Origin of the sequence: Sphingomonas sp., from assembly GCF_029239295.1 — a bacterium.
Taxonomy (GTDB): Bacteria; Pseudomonadota; Alphaproteobacteria; order Sphingomonadales; family Sphingomonadaceae; genus Sphingomonas.
In genome coordinates this window covers 73,739-90,240 of record NZ_JAQZBC010000006.1, presented here as the reverse complement: position 1 = coordinate 90,240, position 16,502 = coordinate 73,739, and the positions used below count along the sequence as shown (strand labels likewise).

At 66.5% G+C, this 16,502-nt stretch carries 13 protein-coding genes; 1 reads left to right on the top strand and 12 read right to left on the bottom strand.

The annotated features are described in order from the left end of the window. Positions 1 to 142 precede the first annotated feature (142 nt). Entirely contained in the window at positions 143 to 634 is a 492-nt protein-coding gene (locus K0S66_RS07620) for a ferritin-like domain-containing protein (protein WP_301074749.1), read from the bottom strand. Between the two features lie 402 nt (positions 635 to 1,036). Between K0S66_RS07620 and K0S66_RS07615 the strand changes: the two genes are divergently transcribed. Beyond that, a complete protein-coding gene (locus tag K0S66_RS07615; RefSeq protein ID WP_301074748.1) occupies positions 1,037 to 1,174 on the top strand; it encodes a hypothetical protein in 138 nt (45 codons plus the stop codon). A gap of 326 nt (positions 1,175 to 1,500) precedes the next feature. Here K0S66_RS07615 and K0S66_RS07610 read toward each other — a convergent pair whose 3' ends face one another. From K0S66_RS07610 to K0S66_RS07560, 11 genes are all read right to left on the bottom strand, one after another. Beyond that, on the bottom strand, positions 1,501 to 2,025 hold the full coding sequence (locus K0S66_RS07610; RefSeq protein ID WP_301074747.1) for a hypothetical protein: 525 nt from the start codon (positions 2,023 to 2,025) through the stop codon (positions 1,501 to 1,503). A gap of 618 nt (positions 2,026 to 2,643) precedes the next feature. Next, on the bottom strand, positions 2,644 to 3,000 hold the full coding sequence (locus tag K0S66_RS07605; RefSeq protein WP_301074746.1) for a hypothetical protein: 357 nt from the start codon (positions 2,998 to 3,000) through the stop codon (positions 2,644 to 2,646). Further along, positions 2,997 to 3,506: a TIGR02594 family protein gene (locus tag K0S66_RS07600; RefSeq protein WP_301074745.1), complete on the bottom strand. Its 510-nt coding sequence runs from the start codon at positions 3,504 to 3,506 to the stop codon at positions 2,997 to 2,999. Before K0S66_RS07600 ends, K0S66_RS07605 begins: the two co-directional genes overlap by 4 nt. A 128-nt stretch (positions 3,507 to 3,634) precedes the next feature. Next, positions 3,635 to 3,997, bottom strand: coding sequence for a hypothetical protein (locus K0S66_RS07595; RefSeq protein ID WP_301074744.1), 363 nt, complete (start codon positions 3,995 to 3,997; stop codon positions 3,635 to 3,637). 92 nt (positions 3,998 to 4,089) lie between these two features. Further along, positions 4,090 to 4,626, bottom strand: a complete 537-nt coding sequence (locus K0S66_RS07590; protein WP_301074743.1) for a hypothetical protein — start codon at positions 4,624 to 4,626, stop codon at positions 4,090 to 4,092. A 26-nt stretch (positions 4,627 to 4,652) separates the two neighbouring features. After that, the gene (locus tag K0S66_RS07585; RefSeq protein ID WP_301074742.1) at positions 4,653 to 6,176 is read right to left on the bottom strand and encodes a hypothetical protein; all 1,524 of its coding nucleotides are present in this window, start codon (positions 6,174 to 6,176) and stop codon (positions 4,653 to 4,655) included. A gap of 11 nt (positions 6,177 to 6,187) precedes the next feature. Continuing rightward, positions 6,188 to 10,057: a hypothetical protein gene (locus tag K0S66_RS07580; RefSeq protein WP_301074741.1), complete on the bottom strand. Its 3,870-nt coding sequence runs from the start codon at positions 10,055 to 10,057 to the stop codon at positions 6,188 to 6,190. Further along, a complete protein-coding gene (locus K0S66_RS07575; protein WP_301074740.1) occupies positions 10,054 to 14,970 on the bottom strand; it encodes a hypothetical protein in 4,917 nt (1,638 codons plus the stop codon). Before K0S66_RS07575 ends, K0S66_RS07580 begins: the two co-directional genes overlap by 4 nt. Before the next feature lie 41 nt (positions 14,971 to 15,011). Continuing rightward, complete coding sequence (locus K0S66_RS07570; RefSeq protein ID WP_301074739.1) at positions 15,012 to 15,305, bottom strand: hypothetical protein; 294 nt, start codon at positions 15,303 to 15,305, stop codon at positions 15,012 to 15,014. Positions 15,306 to 15,442: 137 nt separating this feature from the next. Continuing rightward, on the bottom strand, positions 15,443 to 15,877 hold the full coding sequence (locus K0S66_RS07565) for a hypothetical protein (protein ID WP_301074738.1): 435 nt from the start codon (positions 15,875 to 15,877) through the stop codon (positions 15,443 to 15,445). A 113-nt stretch (positions 15,878 to 15,990) separates the two neighbouring features. Continuing rightward, positions 15,991 to 16,443 (bottom strand): hypothetical protein, encoded by a 453-nt coding sequence (locus tag K0S66_RS07560; protein WP_301074737.1) that lies wholly within the window; start codon positions 16,441 to 16,443, stop codon positions 15,991 to 15,993. Positions 16,444 to 16,502: the final 59 nt, after the last annotated feature.

Genomic DNA, 16,502 nt, shown 5'->3' with positions numbered 1-16,502 from the left:
CTGCTTTGGCTGCCTCGCTGGCTGAAAAACGCGGTTCAAGCGGAGCCGCCCTGAAGTCGAAGAAGGCCGGTGAGTTTATTCACCAGCCTTCTAATAAGACCAAGTGGGCCGCGCTCAGAAAGCGTGATAGCGCGGCACAGTCTTACGCCAGTGCTTCGGCGTTCACGGTAGCGTCTGCAATCGTGGTGAGGTCTTCATCGGTCTGAGACTCTTCTTGAAGCGTTTCGTCCAGCAGCTTCACGGCATCGTTGAGCTTCAGCACCGTTGCCCACCGCTTCAGTGTGCCATAGCGCGTGATTTCATAATGCTCGACCGCCTGGGCAGCCGCGAGCAGGCCGGCGTCGAGCGCGGGAGTATCCTTGTACTCCTCCATGATCTCCTCGCCTTCGGCGAGAATGCCCTCGATCGCGTCGCAGGTCTTTCCACGTGCCGGCTTGCCAATGATCTCGAACACTTGCTGAAGTCGTTCGATCTGGCCCTCAGTCTGGTCCTTGTGCTTCTGGAATGCCGCTTTCAATTCCTCAGACTGCGCTGCGCGGGCCATCTTGGGGAGTGACTTGAGGATCTTGCGCTCAGCGTAGTAGATGTCCCTGAGCGTGTCGTGGAACAGCGTTTCGAGCGTTTTTGCAGCCATGAGAAGCTCCTTGCCTTTAGGTTTCGGGTGACGACGCGATTCAGACGGCCTGAACGAAGAGCCTTCGATCTCGATCCGGCGTTTGCCTCAGTCTGCGGGTGATCCTGCGTAACGCTGCCAACCGGATCGTCAGCCTGTAATCCTGCTATTCTTTGACTCTGGCGCTATGGCGCTGAAGATCAGCTGAGCGAATGCGGGATGCACGTCGGCGTGCGTTGTTCTGGCGAGCATACCATATGACGGCCGTGATGCCCGCTGCCATGACGGCCATCAGGATGTAAGCGATGGTGGTGCGTTGATCCACGGGAAATACCTTGCTGTTTGAATGCAAACGTCCGCCCGACCAGATCGGCACCAATGAGGCCCTCGACTCCGCTTCATGATCGGTAGAGGATAGAAAAGATGGACGCCGACATACTCGCCAGCCTCACCGACGAAGAGCTTGAAGCCGCCTATCTCCGCACGACCATGCAGCCCGGCGATCCCGAGGCCGACGCGATCGTTGCCGAGGCGGAGCGCCGCAGCATGATGCTGCATTGAGGATCTCGACCGCCGCTTCCTGATCGGGTTCTTAGGGATGCTGGTGGCATTGGCTGTCGCGGTGTGGGTTATGGGCGAGCGCTCCCAAGGGCCTACGTAGTTCTCCTCAGGTGCGCCAAGCTGGCAGGTCTGTGATCTCAGATGCAGCTCCCTCCCCCTGGGGGCGAGCGCGAAGAGACTGCCCGGCGAGCTTCTAGCTGAATGCCGCCGGGCATTTTTTTTACCAACCGCCGCGCTTCCTACATGCCACGCTCCGCATACGTTACCCTCTCACAGGGAGCACGACATGGAAGAAAGCTGGGACGACGGCATCTGCCGCTGGCGCTTCACCTGTTGCTGCCGCCCTCGTTCTCCCAGCCGTCCAGTGCGGAGCTTGAGCGCTGCCGAGGGTCGCGCGGATCTGCTCGGACACCGGGGAATGCCCCCTCTTCAAGCGCTCGGCCATACGCCAGCGCCAGGGCTCCATGGGCGTGCCTCGCTGACGCGGACTTCGCGTGCAGAGCATTGAATTTCGACAGCTCTTCTCGTCCCAGAATGTACCTTTCCTCGCCCGCCCAATCCGCGCGGCTCTCATCCCCGACACTAATGTATGGGCTGGAGGAATTGGGGGGCTCATCAGCGGGACGTGCGAGGATCTGACGGGAAAAAAGGAGCGCGATCCCCTTGCTGAACAACCTCACGGCCGCCGTTCGGGCAGTCTCTTTGGAGACCGACACCGCGATCTTTGCCTGATCCTCATAGTCATGTTGAAGGTCGCGATGAGCCATCAGCTGAGCGGGATCGTTCGACGTCGAGCTCGCCAGAGCGCTCGCCTCGGCATCGCGCTGAAACGAAGAGATGATGGTAGGCATGATCGGTCTCTCTCGGGTCGAGAGAAGTGCTGGCTATCCGGTGGGCCCGGACAAGACGAATAGCGTGCATGGGAGATGGGGTCCCGCTTGTCGAATACCAGTCTGCCAGCGTCGATTGGACTGCTGCGGCTACTATCTTCATGACCTAGCGGGTCACGCCGCGGCGAGCACGAACGGGGGACGGCTCGAGGCGCGCGACTGCCGGCTAGACGTAGATCTGCGTTTGAGCCTCAGGTGTTCTTCGCGGGTCACGATGTGGGCAAAATGCGCCCCATCAAAATAGACGAGTTCAGGATACATTGATTACGCTTCAACACTAAGCGCGTGCACAATGCGGGGCAGGCTGGTGGGTTCCCTCACACCTACCGACGCACCGCCTCACCTCATCCTGAACCAGGGCAGCCGGGCACGATATCGGCTCGTTGCGCCAAAGACTCGGCGTGACCCAAACGAGCTCGCAAAAACTACTGCTTTCCTACGCGAGCGGCCCAATCGCGCAACCACCGAACGGCCGATCGGCAGTCCGCCCCCGCGCCAGCCAGCGACACGATATAATCGGCAGTACTCCGATCGCTGATCACTGGCGGCACTGCCGGTTCTGGCGCGCACGTCAGCCGCTCAGCGGGCGGCACCATCACGACGACCCGCGGCTTGTTGCTGGCGCATGCGCTCAAGCACGCTGGCAGTAGCAGGGCCGACACCAGAGCCATTGTCCGCTTCGCGAGCCGCATCGATCAGTTCCTCTTGGCTGTTCCGGAACGCGTGATCGTGCTCCAGCTGATTGGCAGTGGCCGCGCGCTCGGCGATCATGCCGCGGTTGAATCCGACGGCAGCGGCCTCGGACCGATCGAGATCGACGGCTTGCGCGGCCTGCTGCTTAGGTGAGGGGGCGGCGCAGCGGCTCACCGCAAGGCCGGCCAGAAGCAGCAGAACGACAGCGGCGGTAAGGATCGCCCAGCGTGGCAGCGGCCTCACCGCTCGTTCCTCGACAGAGGAATGCCGGCGGTCGCCGTCATAGCTTTGGGTCCGCCAAGCACGGGCCGACCCGCTGGCCAGCGCCGGGCAATGCAGCGGGCCTTCTCGATCCGCATGATCGAGACGCGATCGCCCTGGTTGCCGCCCAGCACGTGATAAGCGGCTTGATCCTCGCCGACGTAGAAGCCGACGTGCCCGCCGCCGGGCCGCTCGAACACCAGCACAGCGCCCGGCGCGACCCGTTCAGGCCGAATGTTCTGGCCCCACGTAGCCCATGCCTTTGCGCGCACCGCGATCGGGGCAGCCTCGATCCCGTCTTCTGCCAGGCAGGCGGCGACGAACACACCGCACCAGGGCACGCTATCGGCGTTGTACGCGACGCCCAGCACCTTCGTGCCGAGCCGCTTCGCCCATCCCATGATCGTCGGATTGTTGGCGTTGCCCGGCGCTTCGCGCGTGCCGAGCTTAGCCCGCGCGGCAAGCAGCCACGCCGGTTCGGATGCCATGATCGTTCTTTCCTTGTGTTGGGTGTCAGGATGGCGGAGGGCGTGGGTGTGCGGCCGCGGGCTTCGTCCCGTCGGCCGCCGCGGCGCCTTGCCCACCTGTGTCACTACGGCGGGGTAAGGCGCCGTCCTCAGCCGGAGTGTTTCTCGGGATCGGGGATGCGGTGGAGCTGATCCATCGCCCGGGCGATGCCGGCTTCGTGATCGTCGTCACCCACGCCGCCAGGCAACAGCGCGTCGATCAGCTTCCGGCCGCGCACCTCCGCGATCTTGATGATCGAGGCGCCCAGTGCGGCGACGGTGATGCCCAGCACCAGCGCCGTCAGCAGCGAGGGTCGCGTCGCAACGACGAGGAAGAACGTCACGCCGCCCGATAGAACGTCGATCGGCACGCGAACCCGCCAGCGGGACACCTTGTCGGACTGGCCGACGATGACCCGCGTCACGATGCAGCCGAACATTGCGGCGATGGCGGTGGCGATCTCAAAGGGCATTCCGAAGAAGCTCGCCGTTGCCGGCTGAGCTGCGGTTGCTGCGCCCACGGCGAGCAAACCAGTTGCGGCCGCACCGGCCCCGCGCTCGATGATCATCGCGTGCTAACCACTCCAACGGCAGCGACGAAGCAAAGCGCCACGACGATCGCGGGGCGCTTGAGCTGCTCCAGGCTGGCCCACATGTTGATCGGAAAGGGCTGCTTGCGCAGCTGGTCGATGATGCCGCGCTCGGCGAGCACGAACAGGCCGAACCCAAGCCAGGCGAGCCCCGCTGCGAACGGATCGAGCAGGCGCTTCGCCAGCGTCGCCGCTGCCGTCGCAGAAGGATCGGCAGGGTTCCAGCCCCACAGTGCGGCAGCCTCACCGCCGAAGCGCAGAACGCCAGCAAACGCGAAGGCCAGCACGGTCAGACGCAATATGGTCACCGGCTCGCGAAGCTTATCCCGATACCGGTTGCGCCTCATGTCCCGGACGATCTTGCCCGCGAGCATGACGGTAAGGCAGAAGCCAGCCGTCATCGCAAAGAGGTTCAGCGCGACGAGCCAGCCTTGCCCGTCAAAGCTGGGCGGAGCCCTCGTAGCGGTCACCATGTTGGCGAACGCCCGTTCGGCGATTGTTGGATCGCTCATCGGCATCTCCGAAGAAGGGGTGTCGATCAGCCGTGCTGCACGTCGATCCAGGCGCGGCCGTCGCGGATCGCCCAGACCTTGCCGATCCGGCGCATGTATTGCGGCAGCGTGATCGCGTCTGGTTTCACCGCGATCGCCTTGATCCCGGCGCCGTTCGCCGCGGCGATGATGTAGTCACCGGCGTCGAACTCGCCGGTGACGTTGCAGGGCACCTGGCCGCAGAACGCGATGCGATCAACGCACTGACGCGCGGTCTCGAGTTCATCCTGCCATGCGGCGAGATCCGCCGCATACGCATCCACGGCCTGCTGCCAGGCGGCATGCTCTGACTGATAGGATGCGAGGAGCGCAGGATAAGCCGCTTGCGCTGCAACCCACGCAGCAACCGATGCCTCGTCCGCCTCGCCGGTCGGCGCGGCCGGGAAGGCCGGCGCTTGCGGCTCGGCGCCGGGTTGCTCGGGCTTCGGCCGCAGGTGCGCGGCCCAAGTGTCGCCGCCGACCAGCGACGGATCCGTGCTCTTGATCACGAAGCTGACCGCGTCCGCCCAGGTCTTCGTCAGTCGGCCGACGCGATCAACGCCGCAAACGTCGCCCTTGGCGATAATACCGCAGCCTGCAGCCTTCGGCATGTATTCGGCATAATCGGCGCCAACCGCATTGATCGTGCCGCCGGCATTCATGGTGCGGCCGGTGGACGTGTTGACCCCGGCGAACAGGCCAGCGCCCATCGACGAGTAATTCGCCTGGTTAACTGACTGGACCGCCAGGGCTGCGACGCCCTGTGCTTCGTCCCGAATTTGCAGGATCGGATTGCCGAGGCCCACCGACTTGCTGATCCGGTGACACGTGCCACTGAGTACGCCAACCAGCAGGTTGCCCATGCCGTCGATCCGCATCCTCTCCCCCGTAGAGGTGTAGAAGCGGATCGGGTTCGTGAAGTAGGCGTAGATTGTCGGTCCATTGTCCGGCGCACCTTCACCTTGGACCAAGCCCTGCCCGCCGAAGATGAAGGCGTTCTGACCGTTCTCGCTTCCCACCAGGCCGATTGGGGGCCGAGCACCTGAACCGCCGGAGACGATATAGCTGGAGTAAAAGGTGGTTTGAGCATCTGACGATAGCTCGAGCCGCACCTGGCCACCGGTGACCAAAGCGAGGCGATTTGCGGAAGTGCGAACCAGCCCGGTGTCCTGATCCGCCGCAAAGCGCAGGCCCGGAGCAGCAGGCGAACCATCAGCAATGAGGCCCTGCCCAATCCCGTCGCGGACCGCGCCGAACGTATTGAGCAGCTGCGCCGCTCCGATCGCCAGGTCGCGCATCTGGCTTTGCGTCGGCAGCATGCTGAAGCCTTGGCCACCGGCCGTGGCGCCCTGATAGGCCGTGGCAAGTTGGAGTTGCGTGGCCGAGATGACCTGCGCGACCTCATAGACGCCGCGATCCGGCGCGACGAAACCCTCGCCGATGCTGACATTGCCGACGAAGTCGGTGCCAGCGCCGGTGACGATCGCGGAGCCATTCGTGACCGTGACGGTCCCGGTGCGATACCAAGGCATAAGCGAGATCCTTATTGTTCGACGGAGACGAGCGAGAGGCTCTGGATCGGCTCACCGGCCGGCCCGTCGTTGGGGGACGTGAAGTTGAAGGTGGCAAGCGTCCGCGACACGAGCGTCAGGCGGTAGGAGAAGTCCTGCGCACCCTCCGAATTGTCCGTGATGGTGATCGCGCCCGACATCGTCTGTGTGCCGAGGCCAGGCGTGACACCTTCCGGTGCGGCGTAGCTGGTCTCTCCGGTGATCGTGCCGGTCTGCAGCTCGACCCAAGGTCCGTCGGCACCGCGGCGCCGCTCCAGCTTCAGCGTGGCGCTCGGCGTGCCGGTGATCGTGCCGCCTGGCGCGTTGACCCGCCGGCGCAGGCTGTAGCTGTAGCTGGCGACGATGCTCTTCGGCTTGCCGGTGGTGCCGAACGGGCCAAGCTCGAGCGAAGCGTTGGCGGTGGTCAGCGACGAGGTGACCGCGTTCTTCAGCACGCCGGCCGACAAGGAACCGCCGAAATAGGCGCTGTTGTCCATCCCCTCGTAGCTGGTGGCGTTGGCCTTCGTGCACTCGGAAATCGCCATGGTGGGGCCGAACCAGCTGACCAAGTCGCCGTACTTACCGAAGCCAATACCCTCCACCCGCATCACCGTGCCGGTGTTCATGATCACTCGGCCGGTGCCCATTCGAAGATCGGTGTTGATCAGGTTCAAGGAACCGGGGCCGCTGGTGGAGCCGATCAGCTCGATGCCGTTGAGGCTGCCGTCGCTGTCGATCGCGAGAGTGTACTTACCTTCGATCAGCCCCAGCCGGTTCACGACAGCGGTGAAAGCCTGCTGCAAGCCAACGCTGCCGACGCCATCGATAACCGCCTGGATCTGCTGAACTAGCCGGCCGATCGCCTCGTCGCGCGTGGCACTGGCCTCGTCGACCGCAGCAACAACCGCGCGCGTCGCTGGCAAGCCAGTCGCCGGGTCGTTCACCTGTGCCGACACCTGTTGGATGTCGCGCGCGTTGGCATCGTCGCGCGTGACGCTGGCCTGACGATCCTGCGCCACGGTGGCGTGGATCGCCACCAGTCCGGTCTCCGGATCCTCGATCGACCCTTCGATCAGGTCGAGGCGCCGGCCAAAGGCGGCATCGCGCTCCGCCGTCGCTTCTTCCAGCGCGTTGATGCGCGCCCTGGTGGCTGGCAGTCCGCTCGCCGCATCGTTGAACACCACTTCGAGCGCGTTAACCCGCTCCGCCGTTGCCGCGTTCGCATCAGCGGCTACCTTCGCCGTAGTGACGATCGCCGCATCGGCCGCGTTCATCCGTGCGAGCAGCGACTGGCGCGCGACCGCTGCCGCCCTCTCGTTTTCGACCAGCGTGGTCGTAAACTCGGTCTGGATTTGCACCGCCTGCCCGATGCGGGCGCGGCCGGCCTGGTCGCCGGCGACCAGCGCGCGCAGCAGCGCCTCGTCACTGCTGTCCGATGCGCTGATCTGCTGCCGGATCGTCATCTGCGCTGAGGCAATGCCACCAGCATTGTCTAGCGATACGCGATCAAGCCGCCCGATCGCCGCCGCCTGGTTGTCCAGCGCGCCGCCCTGAGCATCGACACGCTGGGTCAACAGGCTGTCGCGCGTGACGCTGGCCTGCGCCTCCGACAGCACCGATGCGCGGATCTGCCCGATCTGGACGGTTAGCGCGGTGCGCGCGATCGCCTCGGCGCTGAAGCCGTCGACCAGCTTGGTGGTCAGCTCCTGCCGCGCCTCGGCGATCTGCGACAGCTGGTACCGGCTCGCCACGTCGCCGGCGAGCATGCCGCGCAGCGCCGCCTCGGCCGCATCGTCCGCCGCGACGCGCGCCTGGCGCACGGTGACTGAATAGCCCGACACATCCGGCAGCGCGGACAGCATCTGTTCGGCTGAGCCGAGCCGGATGCCGAGCTGATCGACGATTGTCGTGCTCGCCTTGCTCGACATCTCGCCGGCGAGCGCGTCGAGCGTCTGCTCAACGTCCGACGTGCGGCCACCGATCGCGGTCACCTCGACCAGCGACGCCTTCAGCGCGACCGCGGCGTTCAGGCCGTCGATCTCGCTCTCGGCCGACGTCAGCCGGGCGATGATCGGCTCCAGCTCGGCAACCTGCGACGGATCGAGCACCGCCTGAGCGATCAGCTCCTGCACCTGGTTGACCGATGCCTTGGTCGACACGACACCCTTGACCGCATCGATGGCGATCTCGGCCGTCGAGGTGCGATCGCGCAGCTGGTCGATCGCGTAGATCCGGACCTGTCCGGTCGCAGGGTCCACGACGATGCCGGCATCACGCAGCACGTCGCGCGTACGAGCGCTTTCCATCAGCGCGCGCAGCACCGCCTCATCGATGCGACCGACGTCGCGCGTGATCTGCCGCTGCGCGGCGCCCTGGTCGGCGGTGACGTCGGCCAGCTGCGCCAGCGCGTCGTCATGCTCCAGCCGCACATCCTTCAGCGCGCTGATGTCCGACTTGATCGGCCCGAACTGCGCCTCGATCGGCTCGATGCGGTCGAGCTGGGCAATCACCTCCGTCGCCGGCATCCCGCCGACGGCTTCAGTATCCTTCGCGGTGTTCTCGCCGGTGACGTCAGCATTGTTCGCCGGCTTGGTACCGGTGGGATCGGCGATGTCTTCCCAATTCACGCCGGCGCCGAGCGGCTTCGGTTTGGTCGCCTTGCTCAGACCCTCGATCGACAGCGACAGCTTGCTGAGGCTGTCGCCCACCTCGATCGAGAAGTCCTTGAAGAAGCCGAACAGCGTCAGGCTGTCCATGCCGGTCTGTCCGATCCAAAGCGCCGGTCGCGCGCGAACGGCTGCAATCCGGTTGGCGACCACGTCGACCGCATCGGATCGGATCAGCGCGCGAGCCGCCATCTTCTTCGCCCAGGCGCGCTGAACGATCGTCACTTCGCCAAAATCGTCGACCTCCTTGCGGCTGAAGTCGGTGATCCCGGCAGAGGGCGCGGCCTCGGTGATGCCAAGGCCAACAATCTGGCCGACCAGGAGCGTGCCGACAGCGACATTGCCGGCGCCGGCGATCGTCACCGTGATCGTGCCGGCGAGGCCCGGCAGATCGAGGAAGGTGATCGCGCCGGCGCCGACCTGCTGCGTGCGGTCATAGCCTGGCGCCTGCACCCGCACCGTTGCACCGCGCACGTCGAGGAGCGCGAGACCGGTCGCAGCCCCGGCATCTAGCTGCACGACGATCACGCCGGCCGCGCTCGTCTCGGTACCGAGCGCGTCGTCGAACATCGCCCAGCGATTGGTCGGGCCGATGTCGAGCCAAGCCGGGCCGTTCGCGGCCGGATCGTTACCCTTGTTGTCGGCGATCAGGCTCTCGTGGCGGCGGTGCGCCCGCGCAACGATTGCGCCGGCGGGATAGGTCGTGTCGGCCGACCACGCCGGCGCCGGATCCTCGGGCACGCTGCTGCTGACCAGGACGGCATCGGTGATGCCGGTCGGCTGAAGGAGCTGGAAGGTCGATGCCTCTCCTTCCGGCGCCGGATCTCCGCCGGGATCCGCCACGACTTCAGTCTCGGCCAGGCCTTCCACCGTTAGCGTGCAATAGCTGATCGGCGGGACGGCGAGATCCAGCTCGAAATCCTTGTAATAGCCGTCGGCGCTCAGCCAGCTGAAGCGGTCGTCAGCCACCCAGCGCACCCGCGCTGCCCTCAGATCGGCAAGCCGGCGCTGCAGCGCGTCGACGTCGCCGAACGGCAACGCCATGCGCACCGACAACCGGCGCGAGAAGCCGCGCTCGACCACCGTCGTCACGCCGAAGTCGTCGGTGACCCGCTTGCTATAATCGACGATCCCGATGCGCGGCGTCGTCTCGGTGGTGCCCAGCTCAATGGGGCCGGTGTCGGTGACGATCTTCATGCCGCCTCCACCGAGATTGCGTCACCGCCGCTGCTGGCGGTCACATTGTCGAGATGCTTGGCGATGCGGCCGGTGTTGGCGGCGATCGCCGCGGTGCCGGCGGTCATGTCGGCGCGCAGCTGGGCGATCTCGCCACGCAAGGCGCTCTGCTCGGCCGCACGATCGTCGTTGGCTGCCGAGCTTGGCGCCATGGCGCGGCCGTCGACGGCGGAGGCAATCTGATCAGCCTTGCTCTCCGGCTTGTTGGTCGCGAGCGCGCCGACGACACCATAGGTCGCCTCGAGCGCCGCGGCGGTCTGCGCCTGGACACGCGCCAGCTCCTGCCGGCTGGTCGCAGCATCGGCTGCGGCGCTGAGCAGCGCCTGGCTGAGCTGCGGCAGGCTCTTGGCGGCATCCATGTCGCCGGCGCGTGCCTTGGCATTGGCGGCGTTGAACTGGCCCATCAGTGAGGCGAAGCTGTTGCCGCCGCCGGCATCGGCCAGGCCGCGGATCCGCCGCACCTCGTCCATGATGCTGTCGCCGACCGACGACCACGCCTTGCGCAGCTCGTCGGCCGCCCGGGCGGCTTCCTGCGCGTCCTGCAGATCATAGATCTGCTGCTGCAGCGCGCGGTTGCTGGCATCGAGCTTCGCGAGCTCGAGTGCGCGGAGCGCTGCGGTGTCGCCGCGCAGCTCGAGCAGCCGCCGCTCGAGATCCGCGCGCTCGGCCGCCACGTCGGCCGCGGATTTGGCGCCGGCGAGCTTCTCCTGCAGCTCGGCAAACGCCGGCGCCAGCTGGATCAGGGTGGCATAGGCCGCCTGACCGGCGCTGGTGTTGAGATCCTGCGCCTCGACCAGCTCGCGATAGGCGGCAAGCGATGCCGGCATCGTCAGGCCGAGATCGCGGAAGACGCGGGCCAGCTGCTCGGTCCTGGCCGCGGTCTGCTCGGCCGGCGAATAGAAGGCTTCGAAATAGCTCCCGATCGCGCCGGTCAGATCGCCGATGCTGTCGAACTGGTCGGCCAGCGCGAGCTTGGCGTCGATCGACATGGCACGCGCGGCGCCGCCCATCTGGCCGAGCGCGTTGGTGACTGCCTCGGCCGTCGACGCCACGCGCACCAGCGTCTCGAAAGCGCCTTCGCCGACCTTCTGGAACCGCTCGATTCCCGGGAAGGCAGCGCTGGCCATGCTGTCGGCCGCCGCGCCGAATACTGCCTCTAGCTTCTCCTGGATCTCGGCGCCGGTCAGCCCCTTCAGGTCGATCTTGCCGATGTTGACGACGAAGCCCTTCAGGCGTGCCTCGATCGCGCCGGTCGATTGGCCGAGCGGCTCGGCCGCGCCGGCGATCGCGTCGGCAAAGGAGCGCAGCACCAGGGTGAATTGCTGCTCGAGCGCCGCGTCGGCCTGGCCGAACTGCGTCGAGTAGGACGTGCCGGTGGTGATCCCGAGAAACTTCTTCTTCTTTTCCACGTCGCTGTAGGTCGAAGCGTCGAAGCCGCCGGCGAGGATCTGGTCGAGCGACTGCGCGCGGCCATAGATGCCGCTGGCGATGACCGACGTCTTGCTGCCGAACAGCGACGACAGCACGCCACCGATCAACGGAATGGCGCCCAGCACCGAGCCGATCGCGTTGGGCTTGAACCCCTCGGCAACCTTGCTGTCGGCGTTGACGTTGCCGCCGCGCACCAAGACGGCCGCCAGGCCACCGATTTGGCCGTCGATCGAGCGTAGCGATCCAGCCATCTGGCGCGCGAAGGTGTTGGTCAGCGTGTCGACCTCGCGCAGCTGGTCGATCGAGCGCTTCAGGCTCTCCGACTGCGCCTTGCCGTCGCCCAGCACCGTGCCGGTGCCGGTATTGGCCGGCTCGAGATCCTTCTTGCTGCCGCCACCAAAGGCGCCGCCGATCGCGATTCCGATCGACGCCAGCACAGCCGCGGTCGCGGCGCCGGCTGCGATGTTGAGCGGGAACGGCAGCGACGAGATTGCCTTCGCGACTGCCTCGGCCCCATGCGCCGCGGCGCGAACGCCGCTCTTCGCGATCGAGCTGGCCGTCTCGATCGCGTCCTGCGCCATGGCGCGCACCGACAGGGCGAACTCGATCGCGCGGAACGCCTTCTCGGCAGCGGCCATGGCTTTGTAGCCGTCGCTCCCTTCCTTGAAGAAGCCCTTGGCGGCGGAACTCAGGTCGCCGAACAAGCCGACCTGAGCGGTTGCGGAGGCGATCGCGAACTTGGTGTTGGCGCGAGCCTGGGCAGCCTCGTCGTTGCCGGCCTTTTCCACTTCCGCACGATGCTGGGCATCGAGGCGGGCGCGGTTCGCCTGGAAGCCCGCATAGATGGAGGCGACATCGCCGATCGAGCGGCCGACCTCGCCGAACGCATCCGCCATCCCGCCAGCCGCATTCTGCACGTTGCGGGCGATCAGATCCCATTTGTCGGCAGTGAAGGTCAGCGAAGCGTTGAAGGAATCCTGCGCCTGCGCGAGTTGGAACTGCGTCTCGGCGATCTTGACCTGCTGCTTGACGTAATCGGCGCCCTTCTGCCCGGTCCAGCCATTCGCGGCCGCTTCCTGCGTGGCGCGCAACGTGGCGAGCGCGCGCACCCGTACCTCCTCGGTCGCGCCGACGAGGCGCAGCTCTTCCTGCAGCTCGGCGAGGCGATCGGCGCCCGACGACATGGCGCTGAGGCGCTGCTGTTCGCGCTGGACCTCGGCAAGCCGCTCGCGGGTGGCGCGCTGCGCATCAAGCGCTTCCGACGCGGCCTTGATGCCCTGCACATCCTTCACCGTGCGCGCGGCCTCGAGAGCGGCGAGCAGCGGCAAATCCTCCAGGCGATCGCGGACCAGGTCTGCTGCCAGCTGTGCCGGCACGTTGCCGGCCGCGACCTCGGCGTTGATCTTCTCGATCATCGCCACCTCCTCGCGCATTGCGGCGGTCGATTTGGCGGCGTCGGCGACCCGCTGCGCGACAACCAAGCGCACTTGGCGCGCGACGCGCTCCTCGATGTCGGCGCGCTTCTTGATCGCTTCGCTTTCGGCCTTCACGCGCGCCTCGGCGATCAGCGCCTCGGCACCGGACACGCCATAGGCATCGGCCAGCGCGTAGAGGTTGCGGATCTGCGCCTCGATCGCGCGGCCTTCGCGCTCGAGCTGCTCGCCGTGCCGGTCCTTTTTCGGGGTCCGGTCTTCCTTGAGCGCGTCGGCCTGCTTCTTCAGGTCGGCGAGCTTGTTGGAGGCGATCTGCTTGGTGACGTCCTCGCCGAAACGAACCATCGCGCCGTTCGCCTCGTCGAAGGCGCCGGTATAGGCATCGCCGACGTCGGCCAGGATCTCGCCGATCCCCTTACCGTCGAACACGCCCTTCACGATCGCGGCAATGCCGCGGAAGGTGCCCATGAAGCTGGCGTAAAGTGCCGCCAGCGTGACGCGGCCGGCCTTTGTCATCCAGTCGAGCGCGTCGCCGAAGAACTTGGTCATATCGCCCAGGTGGAAGCCGACCCGCGCAGCCATGACCTGGAACGTCGCCTTGATGACATCGCCGCTGCTGACCGACGTGTTCTTCAGCTTCTCGATCTCGTCCTTGGTAAGACCCAGGCCATCGATCATCGCCTTGGTGTCGACGCCCTTGGACACGGCACGATCGAACAGCAGGAAGCCGGCGGTACCGGCCGCCATCACGCCGATCAGCGGCGAGAAGCGCAGCAGGAAGCCGCCGATCTCGCCGGCCAGGCCCTTCACGCCGCCCTCGGCCTGCTGCGCCACCTGAATGATCTGGCCGATCTGGGTCGCGAAGATCTGGAACGGCGGGGATCCCGCCATTGCCATCGTGGCAACGTCGTTCAGCTGGAACGACAGCTGGGTGAGCGAGCCGGTGCCGCGCTTGGCGGCGGACTGCATGATGTCATGCGCCTGGCTGGCTTCGTGGAGGCGCTGCGTCAACACCATCTGCTGGCGGGCATATTCCGCCGGCCCCGTGGCACCAGCGTAATAGAGCCGGGTGCTTTCTGCGATCTCGGCGTTGATGCGTGCGGTCGCTGCATACAACGGATCGGTGCTCATGCGCAGCCGCTCGGCCGCGGCCGCGTCGGCTTCCATCGCCAGCTGCGATCCGCGCACCTGGTCAGCAAGCCGGGCATGCTCGTCAGCCAGCTGCTTGGCCGATGCCGCGGCGATCGCGGTCGCGCGTGCCTCGTCCTCGGCCGCCTTTGCAGCAAGCGCGCTGAAGGTCGCGCCGGCGTCGGTCGCGCGGCCACGATCCGATCCATCGATGCGGGCGATCGCCGCCTGGATCCGCTCGCGCTCGCGCAGCTCGGCAATCAGCTGCGCCTCGGCTGCGGCACGCTCGCGCGCGGCGCCGGCCTCGGCCGCCAGCTGGATGGCGAGCTTCGTTTCCGCCAGCGATTCGCGCGCGGCATCAAGCTGGCGCATGCTGGCCAGCAGCCGGTCGGCCGCTTCGGTGTTGCCCTGCGTTACGGCGGTCAGGGCGAGCTGCTCCGCACGAAGGGCGCGCTGCTCGTCGCGCGTCTTGCCGACCGAGGCGGCCTCGCGATCGAGCGTGCGGATCAGCTTCTCGATCTCGCTCTCGGTCTTGTTGACCTCGCGCGCGGTCGCCTGCAGCTCGCGCGTCGCGGCCGGGCCACCGGTGCTGAAGTTCAGCGGGCGGCCGAAGATCCGCTCGAGGCCGGCGCGCGACTGGCTGGCAGCGGCGACGACTGATTGAACCTCGCGCGCGGCGGTATCGGCGAACGCCTTGATCCCCGCGGTCGCGGCCGTCGTGTCGACCATGTTGCTGGTGGCGCGCTCGATGCGCTGCGCCTCCGCCAGCACCTTCACCTCGGTCGATTCCATGACCGAGGCCAGGCGGATCAGCTCGTCAGCCGAATTGCCGGTGTCGATCAGAAAATCGGCGTGGAGACCGGGAGCATCGTCGTCGAGCATCGGCGTTCCTCCCGGTCATCGGTGAGCGAACGCGGGATCGATCAGCCGAGCAGCCTTTGCAGCTCGGCCAGTTCGATCTCGCGTTCGCGGGCGGTGGGTTGCGTCCGCCAGGGCGGCGGACAAAGCTCGCTTTCGGCCCGGCGGGTCTCGGCGAGGTAGGCGGCGGAAAGGCGGCGCAGCAGCCGCATCTCCCATGGCTCGATCGTCAGGCCGACGCTCTCGCGCCACGCCTTGATCTCGCGCCAGCTGAGCGGCACCGCGCCCATCCCGGCCGCCTCGGTCAGACCGATCTCGATCAGGCGGTCGGTGATGTGCGGCGCGGCGTTGGGCGGCATCTGCGGATCGATCTTGCGCCGCTTCAGCTGCTCGATGCGGGTGGGCAGCGCGACCGGCGCGTCACCCTTTCCCCGTTTGCTCCGGGGATCCGGCTTCGGCGCGGTATGATACCACGCCAGCTGCCGGACCCAGAGGGTCAGGCCGCCTTCGAGGCGTCGCTGAAGTTTCCCCAGTCACCGAAGAACTTTGCGACCTGCTTGGTCACGAAGCCGAGCTTCGGATCGGCATAGACGGCGCGGTAGAGATCCTCGCCGGTCAGCTCACCCTCGCCATAGGTGAAGTTTTCGAACCGGGCGGTGAGCGTCGCGAGATCCGCGGCGGTCTCGGTGAGACGCTCTTCCGGCGACGCGGCGGTCATCTTGCCGTCGTTCTCCTGAAAGCGCTTCAGCGCACGCGCCGACTGGCGGCTCTCGACCACGCCGGCGATGTCGCTGCCGGGGCCGTGGAGGTGGATGCGGATCGGCAGCTTGCGGGCTTCATCGGCATAGGCCGGCTGACCGCTCGCGTCCTTGACGTGGATGACGGCGGTCGATGCGACAGCGAGGGCGGCGATGTTGAACAGCTTGGTCATGGATAATCCTTCGCGGGAGGATGGCGCACCGACCCGCCCCGCAAACCCGCGACGAGCGGGGCGAGCCAGTGCAGGAAGAACCGGCGTCGCGGGCGCCGGGAACGGGAGGGAAATCAGCCGGCCGGGTTGATCTTGATCGGCTTCGAGCAGATCTCGATTGCCGGGGCGGCCATCAGCATCGTGTCGGCGCCATCGACCGTTTCGGGCGAGCCGAAGACGCGGCCCATGAAGCAGCGCTTATGGCCCGTCGGATAGGTGACGACGATCGGATAGAGCTTCTGCGTCTCGTCGTCGGCCGCCGTTTCCATCAGCGCCTGGCCGGCGTCCTCGGCGTCGATCGCGTAGGTCGGCTGCAGGGCGCCATAGTCGACCGACCCCTTATACTTCTGCTTCGGCCCCTTGAGCGGCTGAAACTCGACCTTGGCGAAGCTGGCGCCGAGCGAGCCGATCTTGTCGACGCCGCCGACTTCGGTCAGCGTGAGCGCCGTAAAGCCTGCTTCGTCATAGGTAGCCGGTGCGGTCGCGCCGATGGCGATCGACGAACCTGCTGCGGTGGAACCACTCATCGGGTGTTCTCCTGTTGATGGGCCGGCAGCGCCGGCGAATTCGCCCGCCGGACGGCGGA